The sequence below is a fragment of the Kitasatospora sp. NPDC053057 genome (assembly GCF_044546945.1).
Classification (GTDB): Bacteria; Actinomycetota; Actinomycetes; order Streptomycetales; family Streptomycetaceae; genus Kitasatospora.
The window spans coordinates 1-19695 of sequence record NZ_JBITZP010000067.1 but is presented as its reverse complement, the minus strand read 5'-3'; the positions used below and the strand labels follow the sequence as shown (position 1 = coordinate 19695).

The 19695-nt window shown below is 62.8% G+C and carries 14 protein-coding genes; 3 read left to right on the top strand and 11 right to left on the bottom strand.

The genetic code is table 11. From position 1 onward, the window contains the following. Positions 1-21 precede the first annotated feature (21 nt). From ACIG5E_RS37130 to ACIG5E_RS37110, 5 genes are all read right to left on the bottom strand, one after another. Positions 22-897 (bottom strand): hypothetical protein, encoded by an 876-nt coding sequence (locus ACIG5E_RS37130; protein ID WP_396541335.1) that lies wholly within the window; start codon positions 895-897, stop codon positions 22-24. A 334-nt stretch (positions 898-1231) separates the two neighbouring features. Next, the gene (locus ACIG5E_RS37125; protein ID WP_396541333.1) at positions 1232-3400 is read right to left on the bottom strand and encodes a hypothetical protein; all 2169 of its coding nucleotides are present in this window, start codon (positions 3398-3400) and stop codon (positions 1232-1234) included. An 87-nt stretch (positions 3401-3487) separates the two neighbouring features. After that, positions 3488-4207, bottom strand: coding sequence for a hypothetical protein (locus tag ACIG5E_RS37120; RefSeq protein WP_396541331.1), 720 nt, complete (start codon positions 4205-4207; stop codon positions 3488-3490). Positions 4208-4375: 168 nt separating this feature from the next. Continuing rightward, positions 4376-6112: an ATP-binding protein gene (locus tag ACIG5E_RS37115; protein WP_396541329.1), complete on the bottom strand. Its 1737-nt coding sequence runs from the start codon at positions 6110-6112 to the stop codon at positions 4376-4378. Positions 6113-6212: 100 nt separating this feature from the next. Then, a complete protein-coding gene (locus ACIG5E_RS37110) occupies positions 6213-6686 on the bottom strand; it encodes a hypothetical protein (protein ID WP_396541327.1) in 474 nt (157 codons plus the stop codon). Between the two features lie 990 nt (positions 6687-7676). Between ACIG5E_RS37110 and ACIG5E_RS37105 the strand changes: the two genes are divergently transcribed. Beyond that, the gene (locus ACIG5E_RS37105; RefSeq protein ID WP_396541325.1) at positions 7677-9359 is read left to right on the top strand and encodes a hypothetical protein; all 1683 of its coding nucleotides are present in this window, start codon (positions 7677-7679) and stop codon (positions 9357-9359) included. A 526-nt stretch (positions 9360-9885) separates the two neighbouring features. Then, the gene (locus tag ACIG5E_RS37100; protein ID WP_396541349.1) at positions 9886-10296 is read left to right on the top strand and encodes an HNH endonuclease; all 411 of its coding nucleotides are present in this window, start codon (positions 9886-9888) and stop codon (positions 10294-10296) included. Positions 10297-10508: 212 nt separating this feature from the next. Here the strand turns inward: ACIG5E_RS37100 and dndE are convergent, their stop codons facing one another. From dndE to dndB, 4 genes are read right to left on the bottom strand one after another with little or no spacing between them, the layout of a single operon-like run. Further along, entirely contained in the window at positions 10509-10886 is a 378-nt protein-coding gene (dndE, locus tag ACIG5E_RS37095) for a DNA sulfur modification protein DndE (protein ID WP_396541323.1), read from the bottom strand. Next, positions 10876-12867: a DNA sulfur modification protein DndD gene (gene dndD / locus ACIG5E_RS37090; RefSeq protein WP_396541321.1), complete on the bottom strand. Its 1992-nt coding sequence runs from the start codon at positions 12865-12867 to the stop codon at positions 10876-10878. Before dndD ends, dndE begins: the two co-directional genes overlap by 11 nt. Next, positions 12854-14362, bottom strand: a complete 1509-nt coding sequence (dndC, locus tag ACIG5E_RS37085) for a DNA phosphorothioation system sulfurtransferase DndC (RefSeq protein WP_396541319.1) — start codon at positions 14360-14362, stop codon at positions 12854-12856. The genes dndD and dndC overlap by 14 nt, the downstream gene beginning before the upstream one ends. Then, positions 14359-15465, bottom strand: coding sequence for a DNA sulfur modification protein DndB (gene dndB, locus ACIG5E_RS37080; protein WP_396541317.1), 1107 nt, complete (start codon positions 15463-15465; stop codon positions 14359-14361). The genes dndC and dndB overlap by 4 nt, the downstream gene beginning before the upstream one ends. Before the next feature lie 91 nt (positions 15466-15556). Between dndB and dndA the strand changes: the two genes are divergently transcribed. Continuing rightward, positions 15557-16693: a cysteine desulfurase DndA gene (gene dndA, locus ACIG5E_RS37075; protein WP_396541315.1), complete on the top strand. Its 1137-nt coding sequence runs from the start codon at positions 15557-15559 to the stop codon at positions 16691-16693. Here dndA and ACIG5E_RS37070 read toward each other — a convergent pair whose 3' ends face one another. Both ACIG5E_RS37070 and ACIG5E_RS37065 read right to left on the bottom strand, forming a co-directional pair. Continuing rightward, positions 16694-18166: a DNA phosphorothioation-associated putative methyltransferase gene (locus ACIG5E_RS37070; RefSeq protein WP_396541313.1), complete on the bottom strand. Its 1473-nt coding sequence runs from the start codon at positions 18164-18166 to the stop codon at positions 16694-16696. Between the two features lie 123 nt (positions 18167-18289). After that, positions 18290-19435, bottom strand: coding sequence for a hypothetical protein (locus tag ACIG5E_RS37065; protein WP_396541311.1), 1146 nt, complete (start codon positions 19433-19435; stop codon positions 18290-18292). Positions 19436-19695 lie beyond the last annotated feature (260 nt).

Here is a 19695-nt window from a genome sequence, read left to right as displayed (position 1 = left end):
GCGGAAGTTCACCCTTCTTCATCAGAGCCCCAGCATTCTCATCAGTTCCTCCGCCGACAGCCCTGCTGTCGACTTGTCCTCGATCACCAGCTGCTCAGGGAGGCCGTTGGCCATAGAAATATCAGCCAGGCGCCGGACCACTCCGGTCTTCACACAGAACGGCGCCGACGACATCGTCTGTCGAAGCGTCGACTCCTTGATCGAGAACTCGCGGGTCAGGATTCCGACGAGCCGAGACGCCTCAATGGAGCCGCCAGCCTTGTCCAGCTCCTCCCCGACGAGTTCCTTGGCCGTTGTATAGGGCCGCATCCCCCATGCCGTCAGCGCCCAGGCGTCAATGTCGCTGCGCATGAAGCGCCGGTCGGCGGCGAGTGTGTCCTTGACCATGCGCGAGTCCACCCCGCCCATCCGCGCTACGAGGATTTCTGTTCCCAGAGGGCAGTCGGCTTCCTGGAGGATCCGAAACGCTTCCTCTCGCAGGGCAAACCGGCTGAGGCGATGGCCCGCCGGCTGATCCTCCATAACTCGCTCCGCGGGCGCGGGTTCCAAAGCATCCGAATCCAGAGTTGGCTGCCCAGCCTCTTGGGCGGAGTAGATCCAACCTCCACCTGCCGCAACCTCCACCGCGTCGGCGCTGAAGAGGATCCTGCGGACCGCCGGCAACTGTGCGGGGGTCCGGAGACGCTCGATGATCTGGGTGGTCGTCAAGCCACCAGGAGCGCCTGCGAGAATCGCAAAGATCTCATCTTCCAGTTCTGGGCGCTCCTCTTGTCGGGACACCGTCGGCTCCGACCGGCTCGCCGACACCACCCACTCGCCGTTGTGTACGGTCGCGTCGAGAAGCTGGTTCAGCAGGATGCCAAGCGATGCAGGCAGCAGCTCAGCGTCGCTACGCAAGAGTGAACCCAAGGTCGAGGCAGGAGCGTACCTGTCTATCTCCCCTGCCAGCTGGTCGAGAAGTCCGTACAAGGCCTGTCGAGTGAGATCATTGCCCTGCCTCTCGGTTCCCGAGAGCGCCAGCGATGCTGACGCCGCGTTGACGGAGTCCTGGGTCACAGTTCTCGAACGGGGCGAGTCCGCGCTGGCTACCTCAGCAGCGTGCTCTTTGGAGGGCAGGGATGGCAGAGGAGGCATCGTAACGACCTAAAGTGCATCGGCGAGAGGATCGCATGTCTTCGTGGGCAGTGGCCGCGCGGAACGAACGCGAGTCCGCGCAGCCACTCACGCTCGGTCAATCGCCAAGCAGATCGTTCACGCTAGTCACTGGGGCGTCCTCGTCCGTGCCTTCCGCCAGGTCCTCATCAGCGGTGGCGTCGAGGTCGTCTGCGGTGCTTGGAAGCTCCTGGGTCACAGGCTTCACAGCTCGCGAGGCGAACCACTGTTCGTATTCGTCGTCGGAGACATAGAACCAGTCACGCAGAGCCCGCTTGAGCGAGGTGCTGGCCGTTCGCAGGGCCTCCTCATCGATCTTGGGCTCAGCAACCTGCTTACTGGTCTTCAACGCCTTGGTCTGCTGCTCCACGCAGAAGTCCAGGTACAGTCCGCGAGCGGTCCGAAGCATCTGATCGAAGCCGTCCCGACCGCTGAACCAGTCGGCCACGTGCTCCCAGGCCGCCGGCGTGCTTAGCGCCTGCATCCAGAAGTACCGGAAGTACACGGCTTGCGGGGTATCCATGTTCGCGATCTGGTTCAGCGGGTGGGTAATGACACCCTCCGCCTTGATGAAGGCCAGCTTGCGGTCACGAGCCTTGCCCTGATCCTGCGAGAAGTAGGCGTTCCACCCAGTCGCCAAGGCTTCGGCGAACGCCGGCAGATCCTTCAAGTCCGCGCCGCCGTGCTGACGCTTACGGAGCTCCCACAGCGACCCGAGTGTCAATGCCAAGCCGAGCTGACACGCATGCGTGTTGAACACTGCGTAGGCGGCCTTGGACTGCTTCAAACTGATCGCCCGACCTGAGTCGAGGAATGCCTGGACGCGATAGTTCTCAAAGGTTTCCTCGCGTCCCTTGAGCGCCTCCCACGCGCTTATGACGTCGGACTTGGTGGCCTTGGCGCCGCGGTCCTTGTTCTCCAGGTAGTGCTCGTAGCTGGCCTTCAGGGTCCAGAACACGCCAACCCCGCTGAACAGCGCATCACGGGCCAGCGTCAGGTGCGTGTCGTCGACATGCCAGGCGTCCTTCAGCTGTGTCAGTGCCTTCGCGTGGGCCGCGTAGGGGGCGATCTTTGAGAGGAGCGTGAGGATGGCTCGTCCCCAGGTCTCGGCGAAGCGGTCACTGATGACGTCAACCTGCCCGAGCGGGAAGTTGGCGTTGCCGATATCTCCGCGGTGGTAGGTGAAGCCACCGTCTTCGAACCGGTCCGGAAACAGCTCGATGAGGCCGAGTTGCTCGTCCCGCATGAACGAGTCCAGTTCGGGCTGGCGGGGACGTCCCGGGCCAAACCTCTGCCCGACGTCGCTGAGGTTTTTGGACGGCCCGAAGACGCAGCGGTCGACTGCGGACTTGAGCAGATGGATGTTCGTCAGCACGGACCAGCGGGCAGGCTTGGTGGTGTTGGGCTCGGGGTTGTCGTACTCAACGGCGTACAGAGGGAGATACGACTCGTCGGCTCCGCCCCGCAGCTCGTTCAGCATCCTCCGGGTCAGCACGTTGCTCAACTCAGCGTCAGACAGCAGGATGATCCGGGACTTGGACGGCGGACGGGCCTCCTTGTTGACGTCAACGAAGAGTTTGCGTGCGGCCTCGTGGGGCTTCGCGTCCTCACCCGTCTGATCAGGGAACCAACAGACCGTGACGGGTACCTCGACCCTGCTCAGGTCGATCGCGTCCTGACGTGCCTCTTGAAGCGCCTGCTTGACCTGGCTCTCGTAGAACGAGCGGAACCGGGCGCCACCGGAGTTCTGCCAGCTGTTCGTCATAGTGCGCTCGACAGCGAGCAAGGCCATGGCCCGGTGCTGGCCGTCGAGCACGACGAGCTGTGCCTCAATCTTGTTCCACCACAGCTTGCCGACGCTGGCGGGGTGGAGACGGTCGTCGCCGTCGAGCAAGCGCTGCACCTTGAAGGAGTTGCTGGCCCGCTCCTGCTGCCACATCACGCCGTCGTCGGATTCGACGGTGGGTTCACCAAGCCTTGAGAAGGACGAGGGTCGCTGGTTCCGAAACGGAAGAAGGACGGCCACGATCGGGGGGAAAAACGCAGGACCGGTCTGCTGTGGCTTCAGCAGATATGGGATGAGCTTGACCGCGACCCGATGGTCGTCGAGATCGCGCTGGAGGAGCTGGTTGAAGTCCAGGTCTCCTGCCTCCATGACCTCGCGGACCGGCGCCAGGCTCTTGGTGAGCTGCCGCTCGGGCGCGTCAGAGTCCTCCCCCAGACGTGCCTTTGTCATGATGTAGTCCACGCGACCGGCAGGGGTAGTGAAGCTGCCCCACGTGCCCTGCACATAGTCTCGGAACGTCAGCGTGTTGCCTGAGCCGAACATGTTGTTCTACTGCCTTCCCAGAATCGGCGAGTACAGCCTGTGCAGCAGCCATTCGGCTGACTCCGCTGTGTTCCGCAGATGCTTCTTGGTCACTTCGTCGTTTTCTTCGTCGGCCAGATCGATGACCCACACCTCGAGGTGCTCCATCGCGATGTTGCGCGCGGCTGCTCGAGCGCCGAAGGACTTGCCGCGTGCCTTGACCTCCTCGGCGTCCTCGGGGTGGTCACGGAGCCAGTCGTAGCTCTTCGTGTAGTCGCGACGGTGCTGACTGAGGCGCTGGCGAAGGTTCTCGGCGACCCCTATGTAGAGCGGCGCGGAGAAGACCGGTGCCGACCGGTGCAGGATCGTCGCCATGATGCGGCGCCGGTCCTCCGTATCCAAGGAGTCCATCAGGATATCCAGCCGCTTCGCCGCTTCGTCCTCGTTAACCCGGCCTCCCTCCTGGGGCTCGCGCAGCGGGTGGTCAAGCTCAAGGGAGCCCTGCCACTTGGCTCCGTAGGCTCCGCGCCCGGCCAGTCCGATCGGGAGCGGCTCGTAGTAGCCGGCATACTTGCGCAGGAGGTTCAGGAACCCCTCGATGGCCTGGTCGCCATTGGGACCGGGCTTGATCTTCCAATCGTGCGGTCCCGCGCGAAAACTGACATACCAGGCATAGAGCCCCGGCGACTCGGGTGCCTGATCAACGTCGCGCATCGAGAAACTGATGAGCGAAAGGGCGGCTGTCACAGCGGGCGAATCCTCGATCCTTGCTGCGGTTCTGGCTAGCTGGTAGACAACGGCGAAGCCTGTGCTGGCGGCACCGCGAAGCTACAGGCAACCGTCTGTCGTGGGCGGGGACCTCTGCCCAAGTCGACTGCTATCCGAGGATCCCCGGTTCAGTCGGTCGAGGCTGTGTCAGTCCTTGAACTTCTCCTTCAGGTACTCCTGGGCGAAGATGCCCCACTGGGTCCGCAGACCATCGAAGATCTCGGGCTCTGTCTGAGTCGCCTCTGCCCGGACGAAGGCCATGAGGAGGAGGTCGATCGCAGCTTCGGCCTTTCGAGCGAGATCGATCATGTCCTCTGGAGCCATGTCCTCTGTACCCTCGTCCGCGACCCGCTTGATGGGCGCGTAGACGTCCCGGAAGAAGGGGTGTCGGTGGTTGAGCACTGTGACTGACCTACCGTTCAGGTGACTGATCTCCATCAGCTCCTTGCCCGGCCAGGCCCCATCCAGCATGGTGACCGGCTTGGTGTCGATCTGCTGCAGGATCTGCTCGATCTTGGATTGGTGCTCCGGGTCGCTCGGATCCAGGCGGAGATCCTCGATCGTCTGGTCCTTGATCCGCTGCTCCCTCTCGAGCGTGACACGGCGGCCGGCGACGCCCTTCGGGAATCGCGACTCGACGTTGGCTGCTGTGTCCATGCTGTCTGCATGCGCACCCTGCTCGAGCTTCTTCTTGGTGTCCTGGTAGTTCCAGAACGCCTTGATGTCTCCACGCGCCTTGCGCACCGGCCGGACGAGCCATTGGCGCAGCTCCTCGCGCAGCTTGCTTACCGGCTCCGCTCCGCGCTTGACGTGCCTGACCTGGAAGAAGTCGTCGAGCTCAGCAGGGAAGCTGACCTCGATCCCTATGTAGCGGTTGACCTTGTCGGTCCGCCCACCGGGCAGGAGCTTCGGGACGAGGTCGTAGTAGATCTCGCGTCCGTTGCGAAGGATGCTGAGCTTGCCGGCGTTCTCGTCATTGATCTGGAACTCGCGGATGTCGCGGCCATCCATGTCGTGCTCGCCGCCAGCACCGCGGAAGTACCGGAACTCCTCAGGAACCAGCGTGACCGTCACGTGGACCTTGTGTCCGTCGACGAGCAGGTCAGACTCTTCCACCACCGTGCCCCGTACGTCACGCGGCTTGTAGTGGCTGATGATCCGTGGGTTGTCCATGAGGAACAGAGGATCGTGCAAGGTCACGACCTTGCCTTCAAGTTCGAAGGTCCGGCCAGTGTCAATGAACTTGCGGTATGCCCGCGCGATAAATTTGCGCAGGTCGCTGACCTTTTCCTGGAGCGATGTGCCGTAGCGGCCACCGCCCTTCAAGCGGTCGATCTTCCCGAAGATCACGACAGTCCCAGATACGAACGGGTTGCCTCGCTCGTCCGTCATCAGGTCTCGTGCGTGCTTGGGCCAGTCCTCAGCGATCGTTGTCGCGGTGTACAGCTGCTTGCCGGCCTGAATGTCATGCAGGTCGATGTAGCTGTGGTAGATACGGGGATCGTCTGCCCGCTTGGAGTACACGTCGAGGCGCTCGCCCAGGCTCAGCGCAGCAAGCTTCAGACCAACTCCGAAGCGGCCCAACCCTTGCCGTTGGCCGTAGCGAGTGCTGTAGCCCATGGACAGGATGTGGTGCAGGACGGCCGGGTCAATACCCGTCCCGTTGTCGGCAAAAATGATCTCGTCGATCGACTTCCGGTCCTGCGAGTACACCGGCATCACCCGCAGGATCGTGGCGTCAGCCTCGATCGAGTTGTCCAGGGGCTCGCCAGCAGCGGCAGTCAGGTCAAAACCGGCGTCACGCATGGATTCCAGAGCCTTGTCAACCTGGATGAGGCTGGCACGAGAGTCCTCGGGCGACAAGAACAACGGGGTAGTGCTCACTGGTGATCCTTTCGGCCTTGCATTGGCAGACCCAGCTGGGTGATCGGAGCGATCTGCGCCTTGGCGAGCGGCTGAGCCGCTAGGGGCAGGAAGGGCATTCTCAAGCAGCCAGAGCCAGATCCGGCCATGCCTTGCGGGCATTACACCGCAGGCGGCTGATGCGTTCGCGCATCCGCGGGACCGGCACGGAGTACTTCTCGGCAAGAGTCACGGCGTCCGCTCCCCGGACCAAGTACCCGAGGATCACCCGGTCGGCGTGCTTGAAGGACGGCTCGACCCGGATCAACTCCAGCAGCTCAACCTGGTGGTAGCCCTGCTCGGTGTAGCCGACCGACTCCCGCTCGGGGCAAAGCTCGCCCTGGGGCGCGATCTCCTTACGCCGCTGCAGGAGCTCGTAGGCGTGGGCGAGCGCGGAACGCACGCGATGCCGGGCAGGGGTCTTGTCGTCCCCCGGATTGCGCAGGAGCTCATCGATGGCGCGCTCGATGCGGTCCAACTGGTACACGTCGCTCGTGCGCATCGCCTGCGTCTGCAAAGCATCGATGGCAGCCACGACCTCGTCGCTGATCTTCATGTAGTGCGCTCCGGTGTCTGATTGCGGGCCCCATGCGGTGGCTCGCGGTCGAAGAGGAGGCAGTGCTGTGGACTTGTGGTTCTGAGCATAGAGGACAGGCCTGACAACAAGTTGGGACTTGCCTCAACTGTGGCGGCCCGCCGCTTCCGGTTGCTCTCAATCCGTCAGGTCGGGTGAGGCGCACGGTTGTTGCAGCGAAGTACGGGAAAACTTCACCGGCCTGTGCCGACGAGAGTTCAGCGAGCCTTGAGTGCATCCAGGGCCGGACCTCAGTTGGCCTCGGTTCGTTCAGGGTTGAACGCGCTGCCAGCCTTGACGTCACCCTGGGCTGCGCTGGCGTTGCAACGCCAACACGTCTCGGCGCGCGAGTAAGGTGATGCTCGTCGGACGAGCAGGCAGCGCAGGGCCTCGCGGCCGACGCGGATCACACGGCCGTGAACCTTAAGCGGGTAGGCGGCGAGCCTTGGAGGGTGAAGGGCTGCCCGAGCTTGACCGGGCAGGTGTGGCCATCTGAGCGACGAAGTCCGCACTGTCAGGGTCGAGTTGGCTGTGAGGGCCTCCCGCCCATCGAGAACCCAGGCAGGCCAGCCGATCTCGTTGAAGCGATCGATGACATCGCTCACGGTGTTCTCGCGAGCCACCACCAGCTGGGCGATATCCGGCCCCAGTTCCCGCCGACCGAGGCCAGCTGCATCCTCGTTCGCCGGTACACCACGGACTCGGTCCGCTGGGCTGAGATGCGGAACGGACCCGCCATCACGCGAAGGAGCGTGCATCAACGCCTGCCGGCTTGGTGCTCTCACATGGCCCAGCTCACCGGAAACCGAGTGACAGCTGCCGGCTACGTGCCACGCCATGACGACCACCAGCGCAGTTTTGCTCCGACCCGCACAGGCTGAGCCTCCGGAGCGGTACTGTCGATCTCACTGGCCCGACCAGTCTCGCGACGTTGAAGCCACGGGATGAGTAAGTTCCGAAAAAGGGTGCACTATGGCAGTCAGAAAATATCGCGCAATCTCGTTCCAGCAGGCATCCGAGTCGAAGGATGTAGTCCTCTTCGCGGCCCCCGCCACCGAGATCTGGAAGTGGTCGGGAATTCCACAGCGTGAACTATTGGATAACAAGGAAACGATCGGCTTCCAGCGCGAGGAGAATCCCAAGCGGATCGAAAAGCTGAAGCACTTCTACGGAGATGCCAGGAACATCGTCCAAAATCCGCTGCTCTGCGCCAAGAGGGATGAGAGAGCCCGCTTTGAGCCCGATGAAGCTGGCGAATCCGGTCCTGTTCGTTCCGGCTGGATGGTAATTGACGACGAAGTTCTCGATGATCTACCCCTTCTTGCTCTCTTCGATCGAGTTGCGCAACAGCTGTGCTCTCGATCGGAGCAGCTCAGCCAGCTCCGGCCGGACCGCAACAGGCTGGAAACCCTGCAGGCGCGCCTCGGAGATAATTCCGGCGTCCCGCCTCAGCCTGAGTACCGCGAAGCAGAGTTTGAGGATTCCGTACAAGGGCTATTTGCAAATGAGACCCACATTCTAGAATTCTATCAGGAGGTGATCTGCCGAAAGGCCATCCTTGCTTCGATGCCCGAAGATGAATCGAGCACTTACTATGATGACTTCTTGGGATTTACACGCGAGGCGCTTGAGTCGTACCTAAAGCCCGTATTTCTCGTTGACGGTCAGCATCGCTTGCGCGGCGCCGTGGAAGCAGCAGAGAAGGCGGCGGAGCGCGCGGCCAACGGAGATGAAATCCTCGCTAGGATCGAAGCCGGCGAGGACCGCGACAGCATCTCAAACGAGCTGACCGCAGAGAACTCGCGCATTCTCCCTGTTTCTTTGCTCATGGAAGAGAATGTAGAGGAACATGTCTTCCAGTTCGTAGTCGTCAATCAGAAGGCCACTCCGCTCGCCACGGCCCTACTCGGGACAATCGTCGCCACCTCCCTGTCCGAGGATGAGCTCAACGAAGTCACCGAGCGCCTTGAGGCCGTTGATATCGACGTCGCTGACAGTCAGGCCGTTGCGTGGTTTACAAGGAGTCCCGGTAGCCCCTTTCATGGAAAGGTGCAGCAGGGAATGGTGGGCGAGGGAGGAGACAAGTTGCCGTGGACTGTATTGCGCGACTTGATCTCGCAGTTCCGTAACCTCCGCGGTGCCAAGCTCCCTCACTCATCCAAGATCGACTACGCAGACAAATGGGCTAGGGAAAGGCTCCCCGATTCCGCGCTTGTCGACACTCTCGACAGCGAAGAGCAACGCACTGCCTGGGCGACGCTAGAGGGGCCCTGGCGCGGGGTTTGTGCCGCATTCTTTGCCGAGGTACGTGATCGCCTCGGAGACCCTGGAAATGAATACGCCCCAAACGCCTGGGGCACGACGAAGAGCACTCTCTATAACAAGGTGATGCTCTCTATTCTCGTTGCAGACTTCTTCCAATTCCTCACGGATAAGGAATTGACAATCGACGGCCCTGAGGACTGTCGCGCTCACGTCGCAAAGTGGCTGGCTTCGGTGGACAAGAACTACTTTGCACGTGATTGGCAGCTCAGCGGCGTCAAGAAGGACACACCTGGGATTCGAGCGCAGTGGTCCGAACTGTGGGTAGATTATCGCAAGGACCCTCAGAGAATCCCGGATGTAAGGAACTTTCGGAAGTCGAAGCAGGTCTAAGAGCGTGACGAGCGAGGTCGAGAAGGCAATCGCTGAAGCAGAGGAAGCACTGCGTTCCCCGTGGGAATCAGATGGGGTGCGCAGGCTCGCCTCTGTTCATATCCCGGACGCTGTCGCGGGTCCGCACGGATGGCTTATTCGAAGTGATGCCAAGCTTCTCCAACTGCGATGGCTGGTCGAGTCCGTCACGAGTCCAGATCTAAAGGAGTTGAGCGCCCCAAGCGCAAGCATTGAGGTCTACCGACGGTCTTGGGAGCTCGTTGCGAACATTTTTCCTTTCCTCAATCAACGGGACCGGCGAGCCGCCGCGAAATCTATCCGCACGATAGCAATCTCTCTGTACCGCGCAAGGTCGTCACCAAGGCGAACGCCAACTTCTCGATCTGATCGCTACGAATTGACGATTCCCTTCCCTGACAATAAGCCTTACTGCTGGATCTGTGGAGTCCGTTTTACCTCTGATGCAGTCGAGGCATTCATCACCGGCCGACCTAATCTCACATCGGCGCACCCGCTTGTTGATTTCATGTACCCCCGAGGGCGTCACAAGGGGGACCTGTCAATCACCGTAGACCATGTTCTGCCGGTCTCCGCAGGCGGCACTGGCGATTTGGACAACCTCCGCCTTTGCTGCTCGTGGTGCAATCGCTCAAAGTCCAACATACTTGACCTGTATGCGGCCACCGATTATGGCTGCCAGTACGAGCATCCAGAATTTGGCTGGCTGAGTCTGCCAAATTACGGATGGTCCGCTCGCGTGCTTGCCCTGGCTGGGTCTTGCAGCCACTGTGGAGCAACTCAAAAGGATGATCAGCTGTTTCTTTCCGCTCCTCCGAATATCCATCGAATTAATCCTACCTGCCTCCAAGTCTTCTGCGGTGAGCACGACCCGTGGAGCGATAACCGTATGGTCCCAGCTCTAAGTCTTCCGAAATAGCTCATAAGTACGTTGGAGTGTTTCTCTCCGATGGCGGCTGGGCGGAGCGGCCGTCGAACTTACCGGTCATGGGGCGCCGTCTGCTTAACTCCCTGCCAGCAACTCAAGCTCAGCTGAATACGCTGGGGTTGTCAGAGACTATGAGGCCGGTCTGCCACCACAGTGTGTGGGGCAGACCGGCCGTCAACTTCTCTTTGCTGGAGCTGTGTCAGTCAGTCTGAGGTTGTGCCCACCAGTTCTCTGATCGTGCGGATCTCCTTGTTGCCGGCGAGATAGCCGATACCGCGGTGGAGGTGGACGATCAGGGTCTGGTTGATCGACTCGTCGGTAAGGGGCTCGCCATCCGTCGCGCAGCGCTGCTTGAGCAGCGCGAGGTAGATGTCACCGTAGGAGCCCGCGAAGGTCCTCCAGCTCATCTCGACGTTGGAGTCCGTCGTGATGTCCTTCACCAGCGGGGTGGAGGGATCCCTCAACGACATGGCGAGGGCCCAGCGGCAGAGCACGTTCCAGTGCTTGATGCCCGTGGTGCGCTTGAGGCGCACGAGCTGGTCCCGGGCCGGCTGGGAGAGGCGAACGGTATCAAGCGACATGCGTTGCTCCGGAGGTCCACCAGTAGCCGGGCTCAACCGAGGTGGTGAATGTGGTGTCGTCGTGCACGAGCGTGTACGTGTGTGCGATGGAGGGCTTGAGTCGCTTCAGGAGGTGCTCGTCGATCTCCTCGTCGGTCGACAGCAGCAGCACCTGATGGCTGGCGTGTGGGAAGTATCGGTCGACGAGATGCTCCCGGTGGCGGCTATCGAGGCGGCCAAGCGGGGTGTCGATGACGCTCGGGAGCCAGTTGCCGGCGACACGCGCCAGCCCCCAGAGCAGCGAGACCGCCAGAAGCTGCCGCTCGCCGGCGCTCAGGCGCCCTGGATCCAGCGGATCGCCCTCGGAATCGACGAGCGTCAGTCGGAAGCGGTCCGTATCGATGTTCAGATCCCGGACAAGCCCCCGCTTGCGCATAAGACGCGAGAAGCTCTCCAGGACGGCCACCTCAAGCCTGTTGATGTGGCGCTTGAGCAGCGCATCTCCGAACCTGTCCATCACCTCACGCTGGCGGTCGCAGTAGGCGACGATCCGCTCGATCTCCTCTTTCCGGACCAGGCTTTTGACCCTGGCATCGTGGGCACGCTCCAGCTGCGTTTTCAACGCAACGCGGCGGCTCTTGGCGGCGCTGTGAGCCTCCACGGCGCTCGCGAGCAACGCCTCGGCCCGGTGCAGGGCCTGGCGTGCACTCTCGCGGTCCTCCAGGCGAGAGGCGATCAGCTTCTCGTCGGGAACGCCAGCCAGTTGCCTGTCCAGTGCCTCTACGGTTGCCGCCTGGTCCGCGGCGAGCGCGAGCAGTTCATCCGCACGCTTCTGTTCGTGGGTCAGAACTTGGTCCAGCCCGGCGAGCTGCGTCTGCCCGTCGGGGGTCAGGTTAAGGACGCGCTCAGCCTTGCTGCCTTGTTCGCGCTGCTGACGATCCGAGTCCAGGTGCTCGCGGAACGCTCCCAGGTCATCCTTGGGCAGTAGCGTTTCGAGGCGGGCGAGCAGCTCCTGGTCGCGGGCAACCAAAACGCTAAGGATCTGTGCGGCGTCGTTGGCCTCCTGCTCCACGGCAGCTTGCTTGTGGACGACAGCGAGCTGATCAGTCAGCAGGCGCAGCGGCAGGACGCCGGCAGCAAGGCTCAGCAGCGCTTCCTGAGTGGCTGTCAGGTGCTTGGCCGCATCCTTACGACGGGCCTCCAGCTCCTTGCGACGCTCGAACAGTTCCCCGCCGTCACGGGCAAATGCATCGTCCGCACGCACCATGTTCTTTTTGGCTGCGCCCAGGGCGGAGCGTAGTGCAGCGGCTTGCGCTTGCGCGCTCTCCACCTCGGCCTGGACGGCCTCGTGACGCTCCTCCAGCTCGCGAATCTGGTCGACGGCCTCCTGGTCCTCATCAGCGAGCTTCTGCCGACGCTGAAGAGCGAGGAGGTCTGTCCGGAGCTGCTGCACGGTGTTGACCCCGAGCAGCGAGTGCACGGCTGACTGGATGACCGCCGAAGCGCGCTCTGGGTCGGCCAGAGATTCGATCTTCTCGCCGTCGAAGAAGAACAGCGAGCCAATCTCCAAGGGCAGCAGATCCTCGACGTGGTTCGCCCAGCCTTCGCTGATGACCCGGTCCCAGACGCCATCTACCTTGACGTTGACGTATTCATGCAGGGTCTTGCCGTTCGCCACCCAGTTTCGGGTCAGCTTGTAGATCCGTTCCTTGCCCTCGACTGTGATCGAGAACTCGAGTGTGAGCGCCGCCCCGCGTGACGGGTCAGCCTTCCGGTTGATGCAGTCTCGAAGGTAAGCCTCGTAGGGGCGATTGCCCCGTCCGCTGCAGCGTGCACGAGGTCCGTAGAGCACGAGTTGCAGCGCGTCCAGGAGCGTCGTCTTGCCACAGCCGTTCAGCCCGCCGATGAGCACGATCGGCTTGCCCGGGCGGGTGGTGAGGTCGAGGGACTGCTTGCCTCGGTAGGCGCCGAAGTCCTCCAGGGTGATGTTACGCAGGAGCATCGGCGTTCTCTTCGTCCTTATCGTCCTCGATGAGCGGCAGGTGCTCGGCGATCTCTTCGCGCAGCTGCTTCTTCTTCAGCGCCCAGGCATGGGCGTCTTCCTTGTCCTGGAAGAAGCCGCGCTTGACGCTCTTCTCCAATTCCTCGAACAGTCCAGAGCGACGAGTCATCGTACGGAAGCGACGCTCCACGGCCAGGAGTTCGCGGGCGGTGCTGAACAGCAACTCGTCCCCGTCGCACGCTTCCCGCAGCAACTCGATCTCGTCCGCGCCCAGCGTCAGGTGCTCGTCCAAGGGCAGGCCGGGGAAGTCCTCACCCGTCTTCTCCTTGTAGATGCGCGGGAGCGAATCCTCGACTTCGTGCTTCTCGAACACCCAGAGCTGGCGGATCTCGTGCAGCTCCGCCATGGTGATCAGCTCGAGGCTCCGCACTTCCTCCGGGCCGTTAGCTCGTACCCAGGTCTGCGCTTCGAGCAGGTCTCGGAGCCAGGTCTCGCGGGACTGCTGCGTGTAGGGACCGTGGACGATGCGGTCACCGAAAAGCTGGATGTTGCCCTTCATCTTTCGGAAGTCCCGCAGGTGGCTGTCGTCACTCACGTCCAGCTTGTTGCGCAGGTCGAGGAGAGGCTGCATCCACTCCTTCTCACTGTCGTTCGAGATCATGGCGGCCATCGACTTGTCCTGCTCCACCAGGGTGCAGGTCCAGCAGCCGAAGCGGCTGTCGCCGCACGATGGAGTGGTGCTGTCGACGACCAGCGGGCACTCCGAGTCCGCAGAGGCGCCCTGGTACATGGTGAGCAGGTCCTTGTTGGAGTAGCCCCAAGGGTTGGCCTGCTGCATCAGGAACGTCCAGACCTCGTCGTTTGACCAGTCCTCAATCGGGCTGTAGACGAGCGAGTTGGGCAGATTCCCGTTGGGCGAGAGCCGGTCCCGCACACGGCGCTTCTCGTGCTTGGCCATCGCGCGGGCGCGGGCCTGGCTCTCCTGCTTGCGAATGCCGAGCACCATGATCGCCTCGCCATGCTGGCGGACAATGCGCCGGATGAAGGAGTTCGACGGCTTGATCTTCATCCGCTCGGTACACCAGCGGAACTTCGGGCGCGGCGCCGGATAGCCGCGGCCGATCAGGTTGACCCAGAAGGTATCCTTCGTCGCCGGCGTGAGGCGGTTCGGCTCGATCGGCAGCGCTTGCTCTTCGGCGGCCAGGCGCATCGTCTCGAGCGACTGGCTGACCCACGAGGCCACAATGGGATTCTCGACCAGCGTGTCGGTACTGATGACGTAGACCGTCTTCTTACGCTGCTCGACGGGCAGTTCCTTGAGCGCGAGCCAGACGAGCTGGAGGATGGCCGTGGAGTCCTTGCCTCCGCTGTAGCCGATCACCCACGGCACCTCGTCCGCGGTGTAGAGCTCACGGACCTCTTCGGTCAGCTCCGCAACGACCGTGTCGAGACTACTGCCCTCGAACGGCGCGGCTCGTCGTGTCGGGGTACTCATGCATCTCCTCGCTTGTACGCGTCCTCAGCTCGCTGCTCCTCCGGCGACAGTCGGAGGCCAAGCGCGCGGCGCAGGTAGTTCACGGTCAGGGTTACTTGGGTGTGGCTCTTCGAGACACGGCCGCCGATGATCGCTCGGCCCTCCCAGTCAGGGTTGGATCGCGCCCAGTCGACGGACGAGAGCTTCACCAGGCGCGGCTTCCATTTGGAAGGGACAACCGACTCGCGTAGCAGCGCGTTCCCAACTCGGCCGATCGCGTGGAGCGCGATTCCGTGACTGTGGATGTAGTCCCGGCGGACGTCTGGGGCAGTCAGCGTCCGCTTCCGGACCATGTCCCACTCGGGGATGAGCCCGTCGACGTGCTCCCAGAAGGCTTGGACCACGCTGTCGGCTTGCTCCTTCTCCATCTGCATGCCCTGGAGGAGCGCTTGGTTCGCGGAGTGCACGGCACTCAGAGTGAACAGCTTCCGGGACCGTGCAGAGAGCGTGCTGCTCTCCATCTCAACCTGCTGCTTGAAGACTGGCGACTTCATCGCAAGCAAGCGGGTCAGGCTGGCAAGATCGTCGCGGTGGTCGTAGAGGACGCCGATCGATCGGGAAGGACGCACCGCATGGCGGTTCAGGTCAGCAAACATCTGCTGCGAGCGCCCCAGGCCGGCGTCGTGAAAGAAGACCACAGCGATGGTCTCGTCGCCCAGGTCCGGGTTCTCCTTGAGTGCCAGCTCGATGGCGGCCCGACGGTGCTGGCCGTCGTTGATCAGGAACCGCGCCGCCATCGGGATGCGGATCTGGCCGGCCCGCATTCCGGTGCCCGCTTCGGCGATGCTCTCGAAGCGGATGTCTCCGTCGATCGAAGCTGTGAGAGCACTGAAGACGTAGTCGTCCGGATTGTCCAGAATGTACCGACTCAGGGCGGGCAGCCTCCCCTTGTTCAGTACCCGTTGCGCCCGGACCTCAGGGGCAATCTCGTCCTCATCGAACAAAAAGATCTTGGGGATCAGGCGCAGAGGGCACATGGAGACGAAGTACTCTCGCCCCGCCTGGACTCCGCGGATCGCCGGAAACACGTACTCGAAGCCGACAGATGTCGTCTCGCCTGCCACCAACGCGCCCCTCGCCTCAGCCGTCACTGTATCGTGTCTGTACGTTATCTAGGAAACGTACAGTACGGGAAGCGCCGAGGAGACCGCCACGATGCCGGTAACGTATCTGGATGCTGCCGCCACCACTCGTGTTGACCCCCGTGTCGCCGAAGTTGTCCTCCATTGGATGACGGAAGACTTCGGCAACGCCGGAAGCCGCACACACGAGTACGGAACACGAGCAAAGAAGGCGGTACAGCAGGCGCGCGAGCAGCTCGCTGCCCAACTTGGTGCATCCTCAGATGAGTTGATCTTCACAAGCGGTGCGACAGAGAGTAACAACATCGCTCTGCTCGGTCTTGCGCCGTACGGCGAGAAGTCCGGGCGACGCCACATCATCACATCGGCGATCGAGCACAAGGCTGTCCTGGAGCCACTGGAGCACCTGCAGACGCGCGGCTTCGAGGTGGACTTCCTCAAGCCGGACAGCAGCGGACGGATCAGCGTAGAAGCGATCCAGGAGCGGTTGCGCCCGGAGACCTTGCTGGTCTCGCTGATGCACGTCAACAACGAGACGGGCGTGATTCAGCCGGTTGCCGAGCTCGCCCGGCTCCTGCGCGAGTCGCCGACGTTCCTCCATGTCGATGCCGCCCAGGGCTTCGCCAAGCTTCCCGACGACCTGACCGCGCCGATCGACATGGTCAGCATCAGCGGGCACAAGATCGGCGCTCCGAAGGGCATCGGCGCACTGTTGATCCGACGGCGCGGTTGGAACCGCATCCCGCTCGAACCGATCATGTTCGGAGGCGGGCAGGAGCGGAAGCTTCGTCCGGGGACGCTGCCGGTGCCGCTGGTAGTTGGTCTGGCTAAGGCGGAGGAGATCTTCCGCAAGGAGCACCAGCTATGGCTCGCTGGCGCGGAGAATGTCCGCTCACAGCTGCTCGATGCCCTTGGCTCCACGCGGTACCACCTCAACGGCGACCCGGAACACCGAGTCCCCCATATCCTCAACGTTTCGTTTGAAGGGGTCGACGCCGAGGCGCTGATCGTCCGGCTCAAGGAGATCGCCGCGGTCGCAACCGGCTCTGCCTGCACAAGCGCGTCCTACACGCCGAGCCACGTCCTCACAGCGATGGGTCTGACGGACGAGATCGCGGCGAATGGCTTGAGGCTGTCGTGGTTCCCTGCCGAGACGGACAACCTCGAAGCTCACGAAATCGCTGCGGCGGTCTCAGCAATCCAAGGCTGATCAGCTCGATCCGTCTGCTGGTACGCCGGCTTCAGTGTGTTCTTCAAGTCGGCGTACCAGCCGGTGCCCCCGCAGGTCCCGGCCGCAGCGCACCAACTCGGCTTCCCAGCCGTTCTCAGTACCGATCAGGTGTGGCTTCTCGTATAGGCCCGCGCGGACCTCTGCCTCCGTCAGCCTGCGGTACTTGGGGACGTCCGGGTCGTCAGGGGCCAGGAACTCGTGCTTGCGATGCAGGAGCGGCCGGTTAACCGAGTTGGCATAGGAGACGTAGGAAGTGTCGAGGCCCTTCATCTCGACGGAGTACGACGACACCAGCTTCGGATGTGGGTCTGTGTCGAAGTCCGGGTAGTCGAGCCAGCTGACGGCCCGGCCCTCGTGTCGGAGCTTCACGACGCTCCACTCGGCCGGCCGCCCAGCCGCAATGGAAGCGCAGTGCTCGTACAGCCGCAGGACGGTGGGAATCCGGCTCACAGCTCGCCGGTGGACGTAGAGGGCACTCGGCGTCAGCTTGCCGGCTGCCGAGGCTCGCATGGCTCCGCGGACGTAGGTGTCGTCACGTAGCTTCAGCAGCAATCGGTCGGCCCGCTGGCATGCCTCCTTGTACGACAGGAAGCAGGCCCTGATGTCGAGTTGGACGGACAGCGGAAGGCTCCCGAACGGCCCTCGGCCGTTGAACAGCTCAACCGCGAGGAAAAGGAGGGTGTTGAGGGTGGATCGATCGACTCCTGCGGCGACCCTCGCAGGGTCGGCGGAGCGCTTCACCAAGCGATGCAGGTCTGCCTCGCGCAAGTGTGCGAGCAGTTCTGCGAGTTGAATCGGCATCTCTTCCAGCCGCGGGAACCGCCCACGCTGCTCGAGGTAGTCGACAACCGCTGCGACTGCAGAAGCCGTGTCATCGGAGACCAGCCACTCGGCATCGGGGACGATCCTCCGCGCCAGGAAGGCGATGCGGGCCTGGTCGTCCTTGAACGCGTACACCACTCCTGGCGCCGCTGAAACGCACCGAACGCCAGCGATGTCTTGAACGAAGTCGCGCAGTTCACTCGCGCCAAACAAGTGCTGGAAGGTCTGCCGGCTGGTGAGGATGCCGTCGGTGAACTCATCACCGCGAACCTTGCTCTTCTCCCACGTCAGGCGGGCCGAAACCACCAGTACGGTCCTCGCCAGCTCCCATGCCCGGAGCAAGGTCTCACGCCGTTCTCGCGGATCCTCAATCACGTTGAGGACGTACGTGAGCAGAACTGCATCAGAGGCTTCCTGTCTGCCGTCGGGATAGAAGTACGGATCCCAACCAGAGACGTCGAACTTCATCGCCTGCAGGCTCCGGACATCACCACCACGCCCGCAGCCGTAGTCCAACACGCTCATGCCCGGGACGATCTGCCGATCCACGAGCGCCTGACGAGCGGGCGCGGACAGCGTCACGCGCCCGATAGCTGTCAAACGGCGTTCGCTGCCCCACTCTGTACGCATGCCACCCCATCAGTAGCTCCGGCGATGCCGAGAGCATAAGGGCGGACCGGCAACGGCACGGTCAAGACGTACAAGGATCACCCGAAAAGGAAGCGATACTCAGGAGACTCGACGACCCACGACTCAGCTCAGCTCCAGATCGAGCGCCTGCGCCTCAACGGCGAGATAGGTATCCCGGGTTGCCGCTTCGAGAAAGCCGTCCTCTGCTGGCAGCACTAGCTGCGGTGATACCTCAGCAAGCTGCGCCCAGGACTCGGCGTTGCCCAGGGAGAACCCGCGACGTACCGCTCTGTGAAGGCTGCCTCTCTCACGTTCCCGAGACTCCCGCAGAGATTCCCTCCGTTCAGCGATCCGGCGCTCGTACTCCCGGTCGGTGAGCCGCCCCTCCGATCGCCGCACGGACCCTTCACCGTCGGACATTCGCACTAGCGGTGCCTCAACGTCCATGGTCATCGGCGCGGGCAACTTTGCATCGATCTCCGAGACCAATTGCCGCTCCAACCCGGCAAGTTCCCGGCATGCACCGAAGAGGCGGCGTGACATACCGAGCATTAGGTCCGTGCCCGGCAGCCGCCCCACCAGCATGTCAACACCCTGCTGCCGCTCGATGACATCTCCCGTGGAGTCACGGTCCAGCCCCCGCCGCAGGGCCTCGGTTTCCCGATCGTCCTCCAGCAGGCTGACCAGTCCGTTCCGCCACCTCGCGTGGCCAGTCTGCGACTTCCCGACCGCCGTCATCTTCAGGGTGTTTCGCGGAAGCGACACCAAGGCTAGGTAGGTCAACATTCTCGCCTGGGCGAGGCCCAGAAGGGCCTCGTCGTCGCCCTGCAGCGAGTCCTCGTCCACGGTCTCCGCACCCGCGTCACCCAGAGGGCCTTCACTCGACGACGGCCAGTCCTCGATGTCGATCATCATGAAGAGGCGCTTCTCCAAGCTGGCGCCACAGAGGACCTTCCGATGAGACTCTGGCAACAGGGCGCCAACATTCAGCTGTTTCGCTCCCTTCTTACGGGCCGGAAGGGCAAGCCAACGGCCGCCCTTCGCCTCCACTAGCCACAACTCACCGGACATGGTGTGCGAGCCGAATAGGTCAGGCAGGCTCTTGGCCGAGCTCCACTCTGTTGAGGCGCCCAGCGGAACCGCGCTTTCTGCATGCGTCGTGGGGCCAAGCCCCATCAGGCTGCGGCACGCCCACTCCGCCATCGTCATGCCCACGTGATAACCGAAAGCGGTCCGCGTTGAGTTCTCGGTACCGTGCGTGTAGATCACACTGGGCACGATCTCCAGCCCGACGCCGTGGCCGTTTAGAGGTGCAGTCGGTTGCCGAACAAGGTAGGCGCCCAGGGGATGCCGCCGCGCCATGATCTCCCGCCGCGCCAAGCGGGGCACAGCGGCCACCCACGGGGCGATGTCACGGCCCACGGTAGTGGCTGAGTGAACCGCTCCGGGTTTGACCGAGACTTCCATATTTGGAAGATTTGAACCCGTTATGCGAAAGCCATACCCGAAGGACGTCCGGGACCGCGCCA

Excerpts from the sequence above, each read along its gene's own strand:
- ACIG5E_RS37110 (WP_396541327.1), bottom strand. The coding sequence starts at position 6,686 with ATGAAGATCAGCGACGAGGTCGTGGCTGCCATCGATGCTTTGCAGACG.
- ACIG5E_RS37105 (WP_396541325.1), top strand. The coding sequence starts at position 7,677 with ATGGCAGTCAGAAAATATCGCGCAATCTCGTTCCAGCAGGCATCCGAG.
- ACIG5E_RS37100 (WP_396541349.1), top strand. The coding sequence starts at position 9,886 with ATGTACCCCCGAGGGCGTCACAAGGGGGACCTGTCAATCACCGTAGAC.
- dndE (WP_396541323.1), bottom strand. The coding sequence starts at position 10,886 with ATGTCGCTTGATACCGTTCGCCTCTCCCAGCCGGCCCGGGACCAGCTC.
- dndD (WP_396541321.1), bottom strand. The coding sequence starts at position 12,867 with ATGCTCCTGCGTAACATCACCCTGGAGGACTTCGGCGCCTACCGAGGC.
- dndC (WP_396541319.1), bottom strand. The coding sequence starts at position 14,362 with ATGAGTACCCCGACACGACGAGCCGCGCCGTTCGAGGGCAGTAGTCTC.
- dndA (WP_396541315.1), top strand. The coding sequence starts at position 15,557 with ATGCCGGTAACGTATCTGGATGCTGCCGCCACCACTCGTGTTGACCCC.
- ACIG5E_RS37070 (WP_396541313.1), bottom strand. The coding sequence starts at position 18,166 with ATGCGTACAGAGTGGGGCAGCGAACGCCGTTTGACAGCTATCGGGCGC.